The sequence below is a fragment of the Streptomyces sp. NPDC059816 genome (genome assembly GCF_042732055.1).
In the GTDB taxonomy this organism is placed as follows: domain Bacteria; phylum Actinomycetota; class Actinomycetes; order Streptomycetales; family Streptomycetaceae; genus Streptomyces.
Map to the genome: position 1 here is coordinate 221629 of NZ_JBHWIQ010000005.1, position 16267 is coordinate 237895.

15 protein-coding genes and 3 tRNA genes are annotated in these 16267 nt (G+C 71.0%); 10 read left to right on the forward strand and 8 right to left on the reverse strand.

Annotated elements, in window-relative coordinates; genetic code table 11:
- The first annotated feature begins 3 nt into the window (after positions 1-3).
- Positions 4-738: an HAD family hydrolase gene (locus ACFV88_RS09430; protein ID WP_385487803.1), complete on the forward strand. Its 735-nt coding sequence runs from the start codon at positions 4-6 to the stop codon at positions 736-738.
- Here ACFV88_RS09430 and ACFV88_RS09435 read toward each other — a convergent pair.
- The gene (locus tag ACFV88_RS09435; RefSeq protein ID WP_385487805.1) at positions 704-2191 is read right to left on the reverse strand and encodes a N,N-dimethylformamidase beta subunit family domain-containing protein; all 1488 of its coding nucleotides are present in this window, start codon (positions 2189-2191) and stop codon (positions 704-706) included. The two genes, ACFV88_RS09430 and ACFV88_RS09435, sit on opposite strands and share 35 nt — an antisense overlap.
- 224 nt (positions 2192-2415) lie before the next feature.
- On the opposite strand from ACFV88_RS09435, the gene ACFV88_RS09440 reads away from it, so the two are divergent.
- Positions 2416-3249, forward strand: a complete 834-nt coding sequence (locus ACFV88_RS09440; RefSeq protein WP_385487807.1) for a class I SAM-dependent methyltransferase — start codon at positions 2416-2418, stop codon at positions 3247-3249.
- A 19-nt stretch (positions 3250-3268) separates the two neighbouring features.
- Complete coding sequence (locus tag ACFV88_RS09445; RefSeq protein WP_385487809.1) at positions 3269-4039, forward strand: N-acetyltransferase; 771 nt, start codon at positions 3269-3271, stop codon at positions 4037-4039.
- Here ACFV88_RS09445 and ACFV88_RS09450 read toward each other — a convergent pair.
- Together ACFV88_RS09450 and ACFV88_RS09455 are read right to left on the reverse strand one after the other, a co-directional pair.
- Positions 4002-5120 carry a hypothetical protein gene (locus tag ACFV88_RS09450; protein WP_385487811.1) on the reverse strand — a complete coding sequence of 373 codons (1119 nt, stop codon included), beginning with the start codon at positions 5118-5120 and terminating at the stop codon, positions 4002-4004. The two genes, ACFV88_RS09445 and ACFV88_RS09450, sit on opposite strands and share 38 nt — an antisense overlap.
- Positions 5121-5303: 183 nt before the next feature.
- Entirely contained in the window at positions 5304-5594 is a 291-nt protein-coding gene (locus ACFV88_RS09455; RefSeq protein WP_385487813.1) for a hypothetical protein, read from the reverse strand.
- Positions 5595-5832: 238 nt separating this feature from the next.
- On the opposite strand from ACFV88_RS09455, the gene ACFV88_RS09460 reads away from it, so the two are divergent.
- The gene (locus ACFV88_RS09460; RefSeq protein WP_385487815.1) at positions 5833-6600 is read left to right on the forward strand and encodes a fumarylacetoacetate hydrolase family protein; all 768 of its coding nucleotides are present in this window, start codon (positions 5833-5835) and stop codon (positions 6598-6600) included.
- Positions 6601-6686: 86 nt separating this feature from the next.
- Here ACFV88_RS09460 and ACFV88_RS09465 read toward each other — a convergent pair whose 3' ends face one another.
- Together ACFV88_RS09465 and ACFV88_RS09470 are read right to left on the reverse strand one after the other, a co-directional pair.
- Complete coding sequence (locus tag ACFV88_RS09465) at positions 6687-7019, reverse strand: 4a-hydroxytetrahydrobiopterin dehydratase (RefSeq protein WP_385487817.1); 333 nt, start codon at positions 7017-7019, stop codon at positions 6687-6689.
- Between the two features lie 2 nt (positions 7020-7021).
- Positions 7022-8269, reverse strand: a complete 1248-nt coding sequence (locus ACFV88_RS09470) for a Twin-arginine translocation pathway signal (protein ID WP_385487819.1) — start codon at positions 8267-8269, stop codon at positions 7022-7024.
- Positions 8270-8381: 112 nt separating this feature from the next.
- Between ACFV88_RS09470 and ACFV88_RS09475 the strand changes: the two genes are divergently transcribed.
- The gene (locus tag ACFV88_RS09475) at positions 8382-8798 is read left to right on the forward strand and encodes a hypothetical protein (protein WP_385487821.1); all 417 of its coding nucleotides are present in this window, start codon (positions 8382-8384) and stop codon (positions 8796-8798) included.
- A complete protein-coding gene (locus ACFV88_RS09480) occupies positions 8795-9148 on the forward strand; it encodes a hypothetical protein (RefSeq protein ID WP_385487823.1) in 354 nt (117 codons plus the stop codon). The genes ACFV88_RS09475 and ACFV88_RS09480 overlap by 4 nt, the downstream gene beginning before the upstream one ends.
- A gap of 594 nt (positions 9149-9742) precedes the next feature.
- On the opposite strand, the gene ACFV88_RS09485 is transcribed toward ACFV88_RS09480, so the two are convergent.
- From ACFV88_RS09485 to ACFV88_RS09495, 3 genes are all read right to left on the reverse strand, one after another.
- Positions 9743-9816, reverse strand: a tRNA-Ile gene (locus ACFV88_RS09485).
- 166 nt (positions 9817-9982) lie between these two features.
- Positions 9983-10055 (reverse strand) — tRNA-Asn (locus ACFV88_RS09490).
- Positions 10056-10060: 5 nt separating this feature from the next.
- Positions 10061-10133 (reverse strand) — tRNA-Asn (locus ACFV88_RS09495).
- A 147-nt stretch (positions 10134-10280) separates the two neighbouring features.
- Here ACFV88_RS09495 and ACFV88_RS09500 point away from each other — a divergent pair.
- The 4 genes from ACFV88_RS09500 (at position 10281) to ACFV88_RS09515 (ending at position 15991) form a co-directional block, all read left to right on the forward strand.
- Entirely contained in the window at positions 10281-10583 is a 303-nt protein-coding gene (locus ACFV88_RS09500) for a YtxH domain-containing protein (RefSeq protein WP_385487825.1), read from the forward strand.
- Between the two features lie 63 nt (positions 10584-10646).
- Complete coding sequence (locus ACFV88_RS09505; RefSeq protein ID WP_385487827.1) at positions 10647-12125, forward strand: FGGY family carbohydrate kinase; 1479 nt, start codon at positions 10647-10649, stop codon at positions 12123-12125.
- A 201-nt stretch (positions 12126-12326) separates the two neighbouring features.
- On the forward strand, positions 12327-14063 hold the full coding sequence (locus tag ACFV88_RS09510) for an ABC transporter ATP-binding protein (RefSeq protein ID WP_385487829.1): 1737 nt from the start codon (positions 12327-12329) through the stop codon (positions 14061-14063).
- Positions 14063-15991: an ABC transporter ATP-binding protein gene (locus ACFV88_RS09515; protein ID WP_385487831.1), complete on the forward strand. Its 1929-nt coding sequence runs from the start codon at positions 14063-14065 to the stop codon at positions 15989-15991. The genes ACFV88_RS09510 and ACFV88_RS09515 overlap by 1 nt, the downstream gene beginning before the upstream one ends.
- The last annotated feature ends 276 nt before the right edge of the window (positions 15992-16267 follow it).

Consider the following 16267-nt stretch of genomic DNA (forward strand, 5'->3'; position numbering starts at 1 on the left):
CCCGTGACCACCGCCCAGCGACCCGGTGGGTCGCCCGCCGTCAAGGCCGTGATCTTCGACTTCTACGGCACCCTGGTCCGGCTGGTGCCACCGATGCCGCCCAGCCACGCCTCGGTGTTCGAGCGCCGCGGCCTCGGGGAGTACGTCGAGCGCTGGGGCGACCAGTGGTCGGTCGGCCCCGCCGACGGCGAGGACCACCGCGCCCACTCGGTGGACGAAGCGACCTACCGGGCCTGGGAGGTGGACCGGCTGCGGCGGCGCGCCCTGGAGTGCGGGGTGCCCGCCGAGGAGGCCGGCCCGCTGGCGGTGGAGTTGGACCGGGCCACCAAGAGCCTGACCCTGGAGCTCTTCCCCGACGTGACGGCCGTGCTCGCGCAACTGCGCGGGCGCGGCCTGCGGGTCGGTCTCTGCTCCAACTGGTACTGGGACCTCGACCGGGCGGTGGCCTCGTGCGGGCTGAGTGACCTGGTGGACGCCGGCGTCACCTCGGCCCGGGTCGGGGTGCGCAAACCGCACCCCGCCATCTACCGGGCCGCACTCGACGCCTGCGGCGTCGCCCCCGAAGAGGCCCTGTTCGTGGGGGACGTGTGGGCGGCCGACGTGGTGGGGCCGCTGGCCGGGGGCATCCGTGCGGTGCACCTGTGGCGGCCCGACCGGGCCGTCGACGGGGTGGCCCCGCCGCTGCCCGACCGGGCCCACCGGATCACGTCCCTGCACTCCCTGCCCGAGTTGTTGTAGCCCGGTGCGAGAGCCGGTCGAGCACGTTGCGGGTCACCCGCACCACGCCCGCGTCCAACTCCCGGCCGCAGACCACGGGCCAGTCCACGGTGCCCGCGGCGAAGACCGTGCCGCCGTCCGTCGTGTACAGGCCCATGGTCGCGGCCCGGGGGCTGGTGATCGCCGGCTCCCGCTCCGGGCAGTTCCAGTGCCCCCACTTGAAGCGGTGCAGGTCCTCGTTGACGGGGTCCAACAGATAGATGCCGAGGATGAGGAAGGACTCCGGAGTGCCGTCCACCCCGCTCGCCCGCGCCACCCCCTGCTCGTCATAGGCGAAGGCGGCGCCGTCGCACTCGTACCCGATCAGCGCGGTGCCCCCGCCCAACCGGTCGGCGGGCCGGCCGTCGCTGCCGTCCCGCAACCCGGTGCCCTCGAAGACCCAGTGGTCCGCGTGCTGCACGGTGAACCCCTCCAGCGGCCGATCGCCCGGCCAGTCGCCGGGCCACATGCCGCCGTTGCGGAAACTCACCCCGGTGAGACCGTTCTCCGGACGGCCCACCCCGTCCGGCGGCCCGGCCCACCACAGGTCGGTGGCGGGCAGATGGGGGTAGACCTCCCCGACGTGGTGGTCGGTGTCCGAGACGAAGGCCGTGTTCCCGTCCGTGAGGTGCACTCGCCACCAGCAGGTGTTGGCGCTGAGGAACGCCACGTTCCCGCCCGCGGCCACGTGCGCGTCCACGTGGTCGCGCATCGACGCGCTCCAGTACTCGTCGTGCCCGACGCTCAACAACAGGTCGTAGGGGGCGAGCAGTTCGGGGTCCTCGTGGAGGTCGAGGTCCGTGCAGTACTCCACCGCGTAGCCGCACCGTTCCAGCCAGGCGATGAAGGGCGCGTCCCAGTGGGCCAGGTCGATGACCCCGCCCGGCCGGTGCATGCTCAGCTTGTGTCCGCGCGGCTCGTCCGCGTCCCCCTCCCGGTAGACCGGGCTGTCGTAGAGGCTGGAGGCCCGCGCCACGCCGTCGTTGTCCGAGCGGTTGTACGCGTGTCGGGTGAAGGTCGACTTCTTGTAGAGGACGCGGCCGAACCGCCCCGGCTCGCGGGGCCGCACCACGAAGAACTCCCGGGCGAAGCCCTCGATGTCCCCGTCACCCAACAGCGGCACCTCACGGGCCTGCCGCTCGTCCCCCTCCACCAGGTGCGCGAGGTAGATCCCCGGCCGCCACTGAGGGGGCACCCGGAACGCGTAGCGCGGCAACTCCCAGTCGACGGCCGGCGACGCATGACCCTCGACCCCGTCCGGGTGCGGCGGCGGAGCCTTGCACACCCCCTGGTACGGCTCCGAGTCCCCGAGGTGGGTCAGCTCGGTGCCCAACCGGTAGAAGCGGACCCGGAACTCCTTCGCGTCGGTCGAGACGTGTAAGCCGAGGACTTCGCCCGACGTGACGCTCTCCCGGTCCACGTACCCCTCGATCATTCGACCCCTCCCCATCGGCCGCAACCGCCGTTCTCCAGCGGCGAAGACGCTCGATGTTAGGAGTTCTTTCCAGCTACAACAAACCAGCGGACGGGATCAGCCTTCCTCGATCTTGTTTCGGCCACGTTGATCTTCCAGAGAATGCACGAACCGGCGTCCGGGTAACGCGGATCAAAAGGACGGCGTGCTGTGCGGAAAGGAAAAGAATGGCAAAAGAATTGCGTGTGCGAGAGTTGGTCCTGGGGATCGAGGGGCTGGCCCTGCTGCGCTCCGCCATCGATGCCGACGAAGCCTTCCTCGAAGCCCGGGTGGCGGAGATCAGGAAGTTCGCCGCCGGCGGCGACGAGGGGATGCCCGGCGCCGGCGCCTCGGTGAGCGAACTGGACGAATCGACCGGGTACGCGTCCTGGGCCAAGCGCTACGACTCCCTCCCCAGCTCCTTCCTCCAGGTCGAGGAGCCGATCGTCCACCGGCTCCTGGACGAGGGTCCGGTCGGCACCGCCCTGGACGCCGCCTGCGGCACCGGCCGCACCACGGTCGCGCTGGCCGAACGCGGCTACCGCACCATCGGCGTCGACCAGTCACCCCAGATGCTGGAGCAGGCCCGGGCCAAGACGCCGGACGTCGACTTCCGCCTCGGCCGGTTGGAACAGCTGCCGCTGGACGACGCCAGCGTGGACCTCGCCGTCTCCACCCTGGCCCTCACCCACCAGCCCGCGCTCGGCCCCGCCGTCGCCGAACTCGCCCGGGTGGTCCGCCCCGGCGGCCGGGTGATCGTCACCGACCTCCACCCCTTCGTCATCACCCTCCAGGGGCAGTGCCTCTTCGTCCACGGCGACGACGAACTCGCCTTCGTCCGCAACCACGTCCACCTGCCCGGCCAGTACATCGAGGCGTTCACCGCGGCCGGCCTCACCGTGCGCGCCTGCTACGAACCGGCCTTCAACGGGAGTCTTTCCCCCGGCGGTTACGAGGACTACATCGCGGACGCCGCACGAGCAGCCTGGGACGGAATTCCCATCGTGGTCGTCTGGGACGTCGTCAAGGACGCGAAGTAAGTCAAGGAAAGGGAACGTCATGAGAGTCGTCCTGTACACCGAACGCCCAGAACTCTGGGACCGCATCACGGAAGAATTCGCAGGAGTAATTCCCGAATACAATCTGCACGGAGACATCGGCGAGGGGTACTGGAACCGCCTCTTCGACGACTTCGGCGACCACCAGTTCGTGCTGTACGACGAGGAGACGGACGCCATCCTCGGCGCCGGCCGCTCGCTGCCCCGGCTGTGGGACGGCACCCCCGAGGACCTGGGCACCGGGCTCGACGCCTCGATCCGGGACGCCTTCGCCGCCCACGACGCCGGCACCAAGCCCACCGCCCTGTGCGCCCTGGGCGTCGAGGTCGCCCCCGCGCACCAGGGCAAGAGCCTGTCCAAGGTGCTGCTCCAACAGATGATCACGATGGCCCGCGCCGACGGCCTGCCGTCCCTGATCGTGCCGGTGCGCCCGATCTGGAAGCACCGCTACCCGCTCGTCCCCACCGAGCGGTACGCCTCGTGGACCCGGGCCGACGGGGAGCCCTTCGACCCGTGGATCCGCACCCAGGTGCGGCTCGGCGGCACCGTCACCGCCTCCATGGAGGAGTCCTCGATGATCAGCGGCACCGTCGCCGACTGGGAGTCCTGGACCGGCATGGAGTTCCCGGAGAGCGGTGACTACGTCTTCCCGGAGGGGCTGAGCACCCTCCGGGTCGACCGCGAGCAGGACCGGGCCTCCTACTGGGAGCCCGCCGTCTGGATCACCTACGACCTCAGCTCGTCCGATCCAGCAGGATCTCCCCGCACCTGACGGCGCTCCAGGCGTACGCGGTGAGCAGTTCCGCGTGCGCCTCGGTCACCTCGGGGCGCCGCTCGGGGGAGAGCCCCGCGGGGCCGACCGTCGACACCGCCGCCTCCCGCAGCCGCTCGGCGGCCGGGGTGCCGCCCCGGACCGCGCCCTGCGGGGCGTGGCGCCGGGCGGCCTCTTCGGCCTGGCGACCCAGCATCAGACAGTGGATCCACAACTCGTCCGCGAAGGAGTCCCCGAAGGACTTCCCCACGGCCGCCGCCTCCTCGGCGGGCCGGTGCTCCCGCACCAGGTCCTGGACCACGTCCTCGGTCATCAACCCGGCCATCGCCAGCGCCTCCCGCCAGGTGTAGTGGGTGCGGACCGGCACCACGTCCTCCTGCCCGGGCAGCCGGACGTACCCCTCGCCGTACCGCATGTACGGCACCCAGCCCGGTTCCTCCAGCACCCACCCCTCGTACAGCCACGGGCGGGCGTCGTCCACGGAGGCGGGACACACCGCGAGGCGCACCCCCTGGGCGGTCTCGTGGTCGTTGATGCTGCTGGTGCCGGTGTGCTCGGTGACGGTGGGCACCGCGAGCAGGGCGCTGCGTCGACCGTCCTGCCGGAGGAAGGCCGTCATCACCTCGTCGTCATGACGGTCGGCGCTGAGCTCCGCGAACCGTCGGAACTCCGCAGCCACGGCCACCGGGAGGCTGATCGCGAGCGTCGGCGTGAACTCCTCCGGCACCGCACGCACCCAGCCCGCGCCCGCGAGAGCGGCGAGCCGGGCCAGCCCGCCGTTGCGTGCGTGCCAGTTGGTGTAGAAGGCGAGGGCGTCGTCGGGGAAGCGGTCGGCGCAGTGGGCGACCAGGTCGATCATGTCGTCCGGGGCCGCCACATCGTCCTGGATCATGAACTGGTGGGTGGCGCCCTCGCTCACCCGGGACCAGGCGAGCAGCGCGGTGCGCAGGGCGGACGGCGGGCCGTCCGGATCGGGGTCCAGGGCGAGGGAACCCAGCCCCAGCCGGGCGACCATCTCCTCTGCCTGGGCCCGGCGGACCGGGTGGGTCATCACGGCCGAACTGACGCGTGCGGTGGGCATCGGGGTTCTCTCGCCTTCAGCCGGTGACCAGGGACGAATGCTCCGAAGATCATGGCTGCTGTGGGCACGGATTCCAGCGGGAGCGCCCTCCGTCGACCAAAAACGACCGCTCCCCGACGCGATTGCGCCCTGCCTTGGGATTGCGCCCTGACCTCCGCCCGACCGACGGAGGTCAGCGGCGCCTCAGCGCAGGTGCGACGTCTGCCCGCCGTTGTGGGAGTACCGTTCGCGCTCCTGTTGGTGGCGCAGCGCCCTGAGCTGACATCGGCTCTCGCTGAACCGGGGGTCGGCCGGCGGGGTCCGACCCAGCTCCCGGGCCGACCACAGCCACACCGCGGCGACCAGCACGATGACGGTGTCGGCCAACAGGAGCCCCGGCAGGGGGAGGTCGAGCAGGAGGTGCACGGCCACCACCTCCAGACCGAGGGTCACCAGGGCCGCGCTCAACGCCGTGTTCCGGACACTGTTCTTCATGGGGGACAGCCACCTCCAGGGCAGGGCGGGCCGTGGGGGGAGGGCCCGCGCCTATGAGCTATACCCAGCCCGGAGCGGTTTGGTTCAAACCTTCACCGAATATGTCCTTGGCGTACGGCGGATGTGCTAGTCGCTGACACCTGTGAACTGCCTTACATGTGGCGGTTGTTCATGTGGAGGCTGTAGGCGGTGGGCGTGATCTGGTTGCCTGGACGGGACACCCGACTCAGGAGGAGACGTGATCCACGCACGGTTCGAGTGGCGGGGCGCTACGCGGTACGGGCGGGCGAGCGGTGAGGGGTTCGAAGTCCTGAACGGGGACCCGGTGCGGGGTGCGGGCGCGCCGACGGGGCGGGTGGCGCCGGCAGAGGAGGTGCGGTTGCTGGCGCCGGTGCTGCCCGGCACGATCGTGGCCGTGGGCAGGAACTACGCGGACCACATCGCGGAGACGGGCATGGGCGCCCCACCAGTCCCCCGTCTCTTCTTCAAGCCGTCGTCGGCGGTGGTCGGCCCCGGCGAGCCCGTCGTCTACCCGATGCAGTCCCAGCAGGTCGAGCACGAGGCGGAGTTGGCCGTCGTCATCGGCCGGACCGCGCGGTCGGTGACCGCCCAGGAGGCGCCCGGATTCGTGTTCGGCTACACCTGCGGCAACGACGTGACCGCGCGGGACGTCCAGAAGGCCGACGGCCAGCCGTCCTGGGCCAAGGCGTTCGACACGTTCTGTCCCCTCGGCCCGGTCATCGCCACCGACCTCGACCCCACCGGCTTGGATGTGAGCTGCCACGTCAACGGCCGCCGGACCCAGCACGCGAACACTTCACTGATGCTGACCTCGGTCGCGGGGCTGATCGAGTACATCACCGCGGCCATGACCCTCCACCCGGGCGACGTGATCCTGACCGGGACCCCGGCGGGGGTCGGCCCGGTCCTGCCCGGCGACGAGATGGCAGTGACCGTTGCCGGGGTGGGCACCCTGCGCAACCCAATCGTCTCAGGAGCGCAGTAGCGTTGCGAACTCCCTGCCGGCGGGCAGTTCGGGTCGTCCGGCTGTCGTCGTGAAGGTGTGCGCGTACTGCACACGGTCTTCCGCGCTCAGGCGCCCGAACACGTCCTCTGCGGCTCCGCACCGTGTGCCTGTGCGATGGCGTCGATGCGGGCCGCGAGGTCGAAGTCAGCGGACGTGAGGCGGTGTCCCGCATCATGCGTCGTGATCCGGAAGCGCAGGTGCCCCCAGCGCAGATCGACGTCCGCGTGGTGGCTGATCAGCCGCTCGACATCGGCCACATGAACGATCATGGCAACGCCACCGTGATACCGAATGTCGTACGCGCGGGTGATCGTGTCTCCTTCGCGGTGCCATCCGGGGACCTTCCGCAACGCCGCTTCGATCTCACCGTCACTCAGCGGCACGGGATTCTCCGCCATGCTCAGCTCCCCTCCGTCACCGGCGCCAGGGCCTCGGCAAGGTCCTGGCCAATCGGGGCATCGTGCCACGGCTTCATCGCTCGTTCCAGGGTCGCCAGCTCCCGGCGCATGCGCGCTGACCGCGTCTCAACGGCAATGTCAGCCGCGAGGCGCGCGATCTCAACGGCCTGATCCGGCTCACCGGCTCCGGCCGCCGCGGTGGCGTGCCGTGCGAGGTAGACGCCTCGGTCCCGGCGCGCAGTCTCCGGAATGGAGATGAGGACCTGGCTCCATAGCGAAACGGCCTCAGCGCCCAGGCCGAGCCGCCCGTAACAGGTGGCTCGCTGCACCTCCAGATACCCGGGAGTCCGTCGGCATGCGTTGCCCCACGGCAAGTCGTCGTCGACGTGGCCGAGTAGCCCGTTCGCCTGGTCGATGAGCCGGTCCACGGCTGTCCGGTCGCCCGTGAGGCTCGCCCCGTGGGCTTGCTGCTGCATGGCCATGACGCGCACCTTCGGAACCAGCCGGTCGGCTTCGTCGAGGGCGGCCTCGCACAGGTCGACGACCGCGTGCCCGTCCCCGAGATCGGTACGCATCTGGGCCTGGTTGACGAGGGAGTACCCGATGAGGTGCGGATCTCGGGAGCGCACCGCCATCTCCTGCGTGATGCCCCTCCAGAAGGATGCGCCGTCCATGTCCCCGGCATCCTGGTAGAGCCAGCCGACGAGCGCGGCGTAGGCGGCGCCGACACGCAGTAGACCGCGCCTGGTGTCCCCCTGGGCTGAGCGGACCAGTTTGTCGATGAGCTGGTACTGCGCGGACACGGTGCCGATCAGATCGTGCGGCCCGAGGAACATGTCGGCCCGGTAGTGGCCCTCCAACTGCTCCTGGAAGTAGTCGATGAGGGTCGGGTCGACGTGCTGTGGAGTCCACGGCCCTGTGGCGAGTGCGGCAGCGGTGACGGTAACGAAGGCGTGGGTTGGTCGCACGTCTGCCTCCAGGTGGTGCTCGGGGCTGATCCAGCCCGGTGGCGTGGTGAAGCCCAGATGTTCCGGCCATCGGCCGAAGGCGTCGTGGATGACCATCGCGGTCTCTTCGGACGGCCAGCCCGGTCGTTTGCCCTCCCACCGGCGCCAGGTGCGCGGCGACACGGTGAACTGCCGGTCGTCTAGAAGCTGTTGACCGAGCAGCGTGAGTTGTGCTGCTGCCTGTTCCACGGTCCGCCAGCCGACGCGTAGTCGCGCTGCCCTCAGTGCGTCGTTACGGCTCATTCGTCCAGTCTGAGGTGTCATCGTCCGCGCTCCCCGCCGTGGCCGCCACATGGCCAGATGTGGCCCTACGGCGGCCTGGTTCCCGTCTGGTGTGCAGATCCATCATCCAGCTGTGACTACAGCACGTACATGGAACGACACCGCAACGGATCTGGAAACCGCCCCCCTCCTCACCGACCGCCTCACCGCGTGGGCCCGCAACCGCGACACCGGTGAGCGGGCCGCGGTCGCCGCGCTCATCCACGAGGGCGACGTCCTCGCCCGGGGCGACGTGCGGGAACTCCTCGTCGTCGATACCGGGCAACGCGCCCACTGCGACTGGCCGCGGTTCGAGGCCCAGTACAAGACGGCCCTCGTCCTCGACACCGGCGAGCGCGCGTTCCTGGAACTGGTGCTGGCGATCGGGTTCCCGCGACTGGTACCGCTGTGGCAGGTGGAGAACCTGGACGAACGGCGGCTCGCAGTCGTCCTGCGGGCGCTCGCCGCCCTGGCCGGCGCCGAGCGGATCGCCGTGGGGACGCGCACGTGATGATCTTCTGCGGCTGCTGCGACCAGCCCGTCCGCGAGGAGCAGCCGCACGAGTCACACTTCCGGCCCGCCGTGGTCGGGCCGGACCGCACCGCGTACCTCCACCTGAGGTGCCCCGTCCGGACGCCCGCCCTGGTCGCCGCGGCGTTGGCGCGTGACGCGGCGACGAGCGACTACCTCAGCCACGTCACCCACTGCGCCGACTGTGCCCCCGAGCCGATCGGCTGCCCGCGCGGTCAGGATTTCCGGACGGCGTGGAAGACCGCGGACCGTGCCTACCACGAGGCCCGACGGGCCGCCCGGGAGCACCCGGACCGACCAGCTGCTGTCGCCTCTGCGAGGACACCGTGACTGGCACGACCCCGTCGTACTGTGCACGTTGCACCGAGCCGATCCGGTGGTGGCAACGCCATGTCACGAGACTCCGCTTCTCCCCGTCGGGGCCCGGTTCGTCCGTGCACCTCCACCGGCGCTGCATCCCGGCGGCGGTGCCCTGTGCACCGTGCTTCAGGGCCCGCATCTTCGGCTCGGAGGTACACGAGTGCCGGGTGTGGGCGTCCGCCACACACCGACCGCGCGGCGGGCAGGTGGCGCTCTACCTGAGCGTGCCGAGCCGGCCGGTGCCCTGCCCGTGCGACTGCCGGACGCGGACCCGCACGTGAGGGTGCACGCCTGCGAACCCTGCCTCGACCGTCTCGAACAGCTCGTGTTCGTTCACCAGTTGAAGGACGCGTCCGACGCACGTTGAGCCCCATCAGCCCCGTCCGCCCGTCGCCGGCGGACGGAAGAGCCCCGCCCGGGTCGGTCCGGGCGGGGCTCTCCCGCGTGATCGCTAGTGTCGCGGGCCAACGACGGCCCAGCAGGTGCTTCGCGGAGGTCCGGGCGACCGGACCCTCTCCGCCGCCGCACCCCACGTCGAATCGTTCCTGCACAGGAACTCTGCGGTGGGGCGGGTGGGACTCGAACCCACGGCCGACGGATTATGAGTCCGCTGCTCTAACCGGCTGAGCTACCGCCCCCTTACGGCGCGTCGCGCACAGGTGTACGCGCCGTCTGCCGCAGCATAGCCGCTCATACGATCTCCTGCTCCGCACGGTCGGCTCCGCTGACCATGGAGACCTCCGGCGTCCCCGTACGGTTCCACCGGACATGAAAAAGGACCCCTATGGGGGTCCTTCTCGGCTGCTCCCCCGACTGGACTCGAACCAGTAACCTGCCGGTTAACAGCCGGCTGCTCTGCCAATTGAGCTACGGAGGATCGAGCTCCCCCGACTGGACTCGAACCAGTAACCTGCCGGTTAACAGCCGGCTGCTCTGCCAATTGAGCTACAGGGGATTGCCTCGTTCGCATCGAACGCGCCTGTCCGGGTATTCGCCAGGAAGCGCTCGTTCGCTGCGACACATACATTAGCGCAAGCAGGGGGGTGCTCCGCCAATCGGTACTCCCGCGCTCCACACCGAGATGCAAGGGAAGGGTGGCTCCATGCGCTACCGGCTCACATTCGTCGCCGGGCTGGCCCTCGGCTACGTCCTGGGAACCAGGGCTGGACGGGAGCGGTACGAGCAGCTGAAGAAGTCGGTCCGACAGTTCGCGGAGAACCCCGCGGTCCGCAACGCCGCGGAGACCGCCGCGCAGCAGGGTCGCGAGGTCGCGGGCAAGGCCCTGCACTCGGTGACCGAGCGGGTCGGGGACCGGGTGCCGGACTCCGTCACCGAACGCGTCCGGACGCTGCGCGAGCGCGGCAAGGGTGCTCAGAACGACGACTGGGGCACCAGCAACACCTGAGGGTCCCCGGCTCGTACCGGGCTGTGGTACGGCACACACCCGAACGTGGTGCAGAATTCCCGCATGGGGATAGTCGCCGGTCTGGACAGCACGCCCGACTCCACGCGCATCGTGGTCTGTGACACGGACACGGGTGCCGTGATCAGGCAGGGGTACGCCCCGCATCCCATGGAGGGGGCGGGGGCGGGGGCGCCCGGGGGGAGCGGGGAGGGCGGGCGGCCCAGTGACGTCGACCCACAGGTCTGGCTGCTCTCCCTCGGGGAGGCCGCGGCCGGCGGGGTCCTCGAAGGCGTCGAGGCGATCGGCGTGTCCGCCCAGCAGAACGCCCTCGTCCCGCTCGACCAGCAGGGCGCGACGATCCGTCCCGCCCTGGTGGGCGGCGACCGCCGGGCCCAGATCGCCGCCGCCGACCTGGTCGAGGCGCTCGGCGGGCGTGAGGCGTGGGCCCAGGCCGTGGGCTGCGTGCCGCAGGCGGCGAACCCCGTCGCCAAGCTCCGCTGGCTCGCCGCGAACGAACCCGAAGCCGCGCACCGCGTCGCCCTGGTCCTCCAGGCCCACGACTGGCTGGTGTGGCAGCTCCTCGGCCGCCCGCTGCGCCGCACCACCGACCGGGGCGGCGCCTCCGGCACCGGCTACTGGTCGGCGGCGACCGGCGGGTACCGGCCCGACCTGATGGAAATGGCGCTCGGCCGGCAGGCGGCGCTGCCCGACGTACTGGGGCCCGCCGAGGCCGCCGGAACCACTCCGGAGGGGCTGCTGATCTCCGCCGGCACCGGCGGCACCATGGCCGCCGCGTTCGGCCTCGGCATCGGCCTGGGGGACGCCGTCGTCTCGCTGGGCGCCTCCGGCTCCGTGATGGCGGTCCACCGCGAGGCCCTCGCCGACCCCAGCGGAATGATCACCTCCCTCGCCGACGCGACGGGCATGCACCTGCCGGTCGTGCACACCCTCAACGCCGTGCGCACCCTGCGCGGCACCGCCGAGATGCTCGGCCTGCCCGACCTCGACGCCCTGTCCGCGCTCGCCCTGAAGTCCACGCCCGGCGCCCACGGCCTGGTCCTCCTGCCCTATCTGGAGGGTGAGCGCACCCCGCACCTGCCGCACACCGCCGGAACCCTCGCCGGGCTGCGGCGCGAGGCGATGAAGCCCGAGCACCTGGCGCGGGCCGCCGTCGAGGGGATGCTCTGCGGACTCGCCGACGCCCTCGACGTGCTGCGCGGACGCGGAGTGGAGGTGCGCCGGGTGTTCCTGCTGGGCGCCGCCGCCGACCTCCCCGCCGTCCAGGCCGCCGCGCCCGCGCTCCTCGGCGCGCAGATCGTCGTCCCGCAGCCCGCCGAGTACGCGGCGCTCGGTGCGGCGCGGCAGGCCGCGTGGGCGCTGGGCGTCTCCCGCGGCACGCTCGACCCCCACGCGCCGCCCAGCTGGCCCGGCGCGACCGGACAGGTCCACGACCCGGGCGAGGAACTGGCCGTGGGGCAGGCCGTGCGGCAGCAGTACGCGGTCGTGCGGGAGCAGACCCACCCGGGAGCGTTCGCCGGCTGACACCCGCGGGCAGCGGCGGGTGCCGGTGGGTCTGGGGGTGCCGGCCGGGCACCCGGGGGTTCTTGGCCCGCTGTTGGCTCAATTCACTGGGGTAACGGGCGGGGCACGGTAGACGATGGGGGGTGGTGTGCCGAAGGTGCCCCCGATCGGCCGGCCGGCCGATCGATCCGCCCCTAGAACCCCAGTGAGCGAGACCCGCACGTGCTCATACGACTGCTGAGGACCCATCTGGGTCCGTATCGAAAACCCGTCGCCATCCTGGTGGCGCTCCAGTTCCTCCAGACCTGCGCGACCCTGTACCTGCCCACGATGAACGCCGACATCATCGACCGGGGAGTGGTCCGGGGCGACACCGGCTTCATCATGGGCTTCGGCGGACTGATGATCGCCGTCACGCTGGTGCAGGTGGTCTGCAACATCGGGGCCGTCTACCTCGGGGCGCGCACTGCCGCCGCGCTCGGTCGGGACGTGCGGGGCGCCGTGTTCGACCGGGTCCAGTCGTTCTCCACCCGCGAGGTCAGCCACTTCGGTGCGCCCTCGCTGATCACCCGCACCACGAACGACGTCCAGCAGGTCCAGATGCTCGTGCTGATGGCGTTCACGCTGATGGTCTCCGCGCCCATCATGTGCGTCGGCGGGATCGTGATGGCCCTCGGCCAGGACGTCCCGCTGTCGACGGTGCTGATCGCCGTGGTGCCCGTGCTCGGCATCAGCGTCACCGTGATCGTCCGCAGGCTGCGGCCCCTGTTCCGGTCCATGCAGGTGCGCCTGGACACCGTGAACCGGCTGCTGCGCGAGCAGATCACCGGCAACCGGGTGATCCGCGCGTTCGTCCGCGACGCGTACGAACAGGAGCGCTTCCGCGGCGCCAACGACGAACTGACCGAGATGTCGCTCGGCACCGGGCGGCTCCTCGCGCTGATGTTCCCCATCGTGATGACCGTCGTGAACGTCTCCTCGGTCGCCGTCGTCTGGTTCGGGGCGCACCGCATCGAGAGCGGTGCCATGGAGATCGGCTCGCTGACCGCGTTCCTCGCCTATCTGATGCAGATAGTGATGTCGGTGATGATGGCCACCTTCATGTTCATGATGGTGCCGCGCGCCGAGGTGTGCGCCGAGCGCATCCAGGAGGTCCTCGGCACCGAGTCCAGCGTGGTGCCGCCGGCCGCCGCCGTGCGGGAACTGCGCTCCCACGGCCATCTGGAGCTGCACGGCGCCGGGTTCCGCTACCCGGGCGCCGAGGAACCCGTGCTCAAGGCCGTCGACCTGGTGGCCCGCCCCGGCGAGACCACCGCCGTCATCGGGTCCACGGGCAGCGGCAAGACCACCCTCCTGGGGCTCGTCCCCCGCCTCTTCGACGTCACCGAGGGTGCCGTACTGGTCGACGGGGTCGACGTCCGCGACATCGACCCGAAGCTGCTCGCCCGCACCGTCGGGCTGGTGCCGCAGAAGCCGTACCTGTTCGCCGGCACCGTCGCCACCAACCTGCGCTACGGCAACCCCGACGCCACCGACGAGGAGCTGTGGCACGCGCTGGAGGTCGCCCAGGCCCGCGACTTCGTGGAGACCCACCTGGAGGGCGGGCTGAACGCGCCGATCTCCCAGGGCGGCACCAACGTCTCCGGCGGCCAACGCCAGCGCCTCGCGATCGCCCGCACCCTCGTCCAACGGCCGGAGATCTACCTCTTCGACGACTCGTTCTCCGCCCTCGACTACGCCACCGACGCCGCGCTGCGGGCCGCCCTGGCCGAGGAGACCGCGGACGCCACCGTCGTCATCGTCGCCCAGCGGGTGGCCACCATCCGCGACGCCGACCGCATCCTCGTCCTCGACGAGGGCCACGTGGTCGGTGCCGGTCGGCACGCGGACCTCATGCGGGACAACGAGACCTATCGGGAGATCGTGCTCTCCCAGCTCACGGAAGCGGAGGCGGCCTGATGGCGGGGCCCGCGGGACGGATGATGGCCGGGGCCGGACCCGACCATCGCTCCATGGACTTCAAGGGCTCGGGCACACGCCTGCTGAGCCAGTTCCGGCCCGACCGCATCACGATGTACGTGATGATCGGCTGCGCCCTGCTCAGCGTCGGCGTGTCGGTGCTCGGCCCCAAGATCCTCGGCATCGCGACCGACCTGGTCTTCGCCGGGGTCGTCGGCCAGCAGATGCCCGCCGGACAGAGCAAGGAGGAGGCGATCGCAGGACTGCGGGACCGCGGTGAGGGCGGTGTCGCCGACATGCTGACCGGGGTGGACTTCACCCCCGGCCAGGGCATCGACTTCGGGGCCGTCGGCGCGGTCCTCGGCTTCGCGCTGGGCACCTTCGTCATCGGCGGCCTGCTGATGCTGGTCGCCACCCGGCTCGGCAACCGGGCCGTCAACCGCACGGTGGGCCGGATGCGCCGGGACGTCCAGGCGAAGCTGTCCCGACTGCCCCTGTCGTACTTCGACAAGCGGCAGCGCGGCGAGGTGCTGAGCCGGGCCACCAACGACCTCGACAACATCGGCCAGACCCTGCAACAGAGCCTCGGACAGCTCGTCAACTCACTGCTGACGATCATCGGCGTGCTGATCATGATGTTCCTGATCTCGCCGCTGCTCGCCCTGGTCGCCCTGGTCACCGTGCCGCTGTCGTTCGTGATCGCCACCCGGGTCGGCAAGCGGTCCCAGCCGCAGTTCGTCCGCCAGTGGCGCTCCACCGGCGCACTCAGCGCCCATGTCGAGGAGATGTACACCGGGCACGCGCTGGTGAAGGTCTTCGGCCGGCAGGAGGAGTCCGCGCGCCGGTTCGCCGAGGAGAACGACGCGCTGTACGAGGCCGGGTTCCGGGCCCAGTTCACCAGCGGCCTGATGCAGCCCCTGCTGTTCTTCGTGTCGAACCTGAACTACGTGCTCGTCGCCGTCGTCGGCGGACTGCGGGTCGCCTCCGGCTCGCTGTCCATCGGTGACGTCCAGGCGTTCGTCCAGTACTCGCGGCAGTTCTCCATGCCGCTCACCCAGGTCGCCTCCATGGCGAACCTGGTGCAGTCCGGGGTCGCCTCCGCCGAGCGGGTCTTCGAACTGCTCGACGCCCCCGAACAGGACCCCGACCCCGAGCGGCCGGCGCGGCCCGTGGAGCGCACCGGCCGGGTCGCCCTGGAGCACGTCTCCTTCCGCTACCAGGACGACAAGCCGCTGATCGAGGACCTGTCGCTGGCCGTCGAGCCCGGTCACACGGTCGCCATCGTCGGCCCCACCGGCGCCGGCAAGACCACCCTCGTCAACCTGCTGATGCGGTTCTACGAGGTCACCGGCGGACGGATCACCGTCGACGGGGTCGACATCGCCGGCATGTCCCGCGACGAACTGCGTTCCGGGATCGGGATGGTCCTCCAGGACACCTGGCTGTTCGGCGGCACGATCGCCGACAACATCGCCTACGGGTCCTCCCGCAAGGTGTCCCGGGAGGAGATCGAGGAAGCAGCCAAGGCCGCGCACGCGGACCGGTTCATCCGCACCCTGCCCGACGGGTACGACACGGTGCTCGACGACGAGGGCGCCGGGGTCAGCGCGGGGGAGAAGCAGCTCATCACCATCGCCCGGGCGTTCCTGTCCGAGCCGGTGATCCTCGTCCTCGACGAGGCGACGAGTTCCGTGGACACGCGTACGGAGGTCCTGATCCAGAAGGCGATGGCCCGCCTCGCCCGGGACCGCACGTCCTTCGTCATCGCGCACCGGCTCTCCACGATCCGGGACGCGGACACCATCTTGGTGATGGAGGACGGGGCCATCGTCGAGCAGGGCACGCACGAGGAGCTCCTGCTCACGGGGGGTGCGTACGCCCGCCTCTACGCGGCGCAGTTCGCCGAGGCGGTAGCCGAGGTCGACTGAGCAGCCCGCCCCTTTGGGTGCGCCCCAGGGTCGCGCAGTTCCCCGCGCCCCTGGGGTGCGCCCGTGCTGGGCTGCGTCGTCCAGCGGGGTGCGCTGGGGTTTTGCGCAGTTCCCCGCGCCCCTTTGGGTGCGCCCTGGCTGGAGTGCGTTGTCCGGCCGGGCCGCGCCCCGGGTTCGCGCAGTTCCCCGCGCCCCTGATCGAGTGCGCCCTGCTCGGCGTGTGCGGCATGGGGCGCCCCGAAGGGGCGCGGGGAACGGCGCGGGCAACCACCGCGC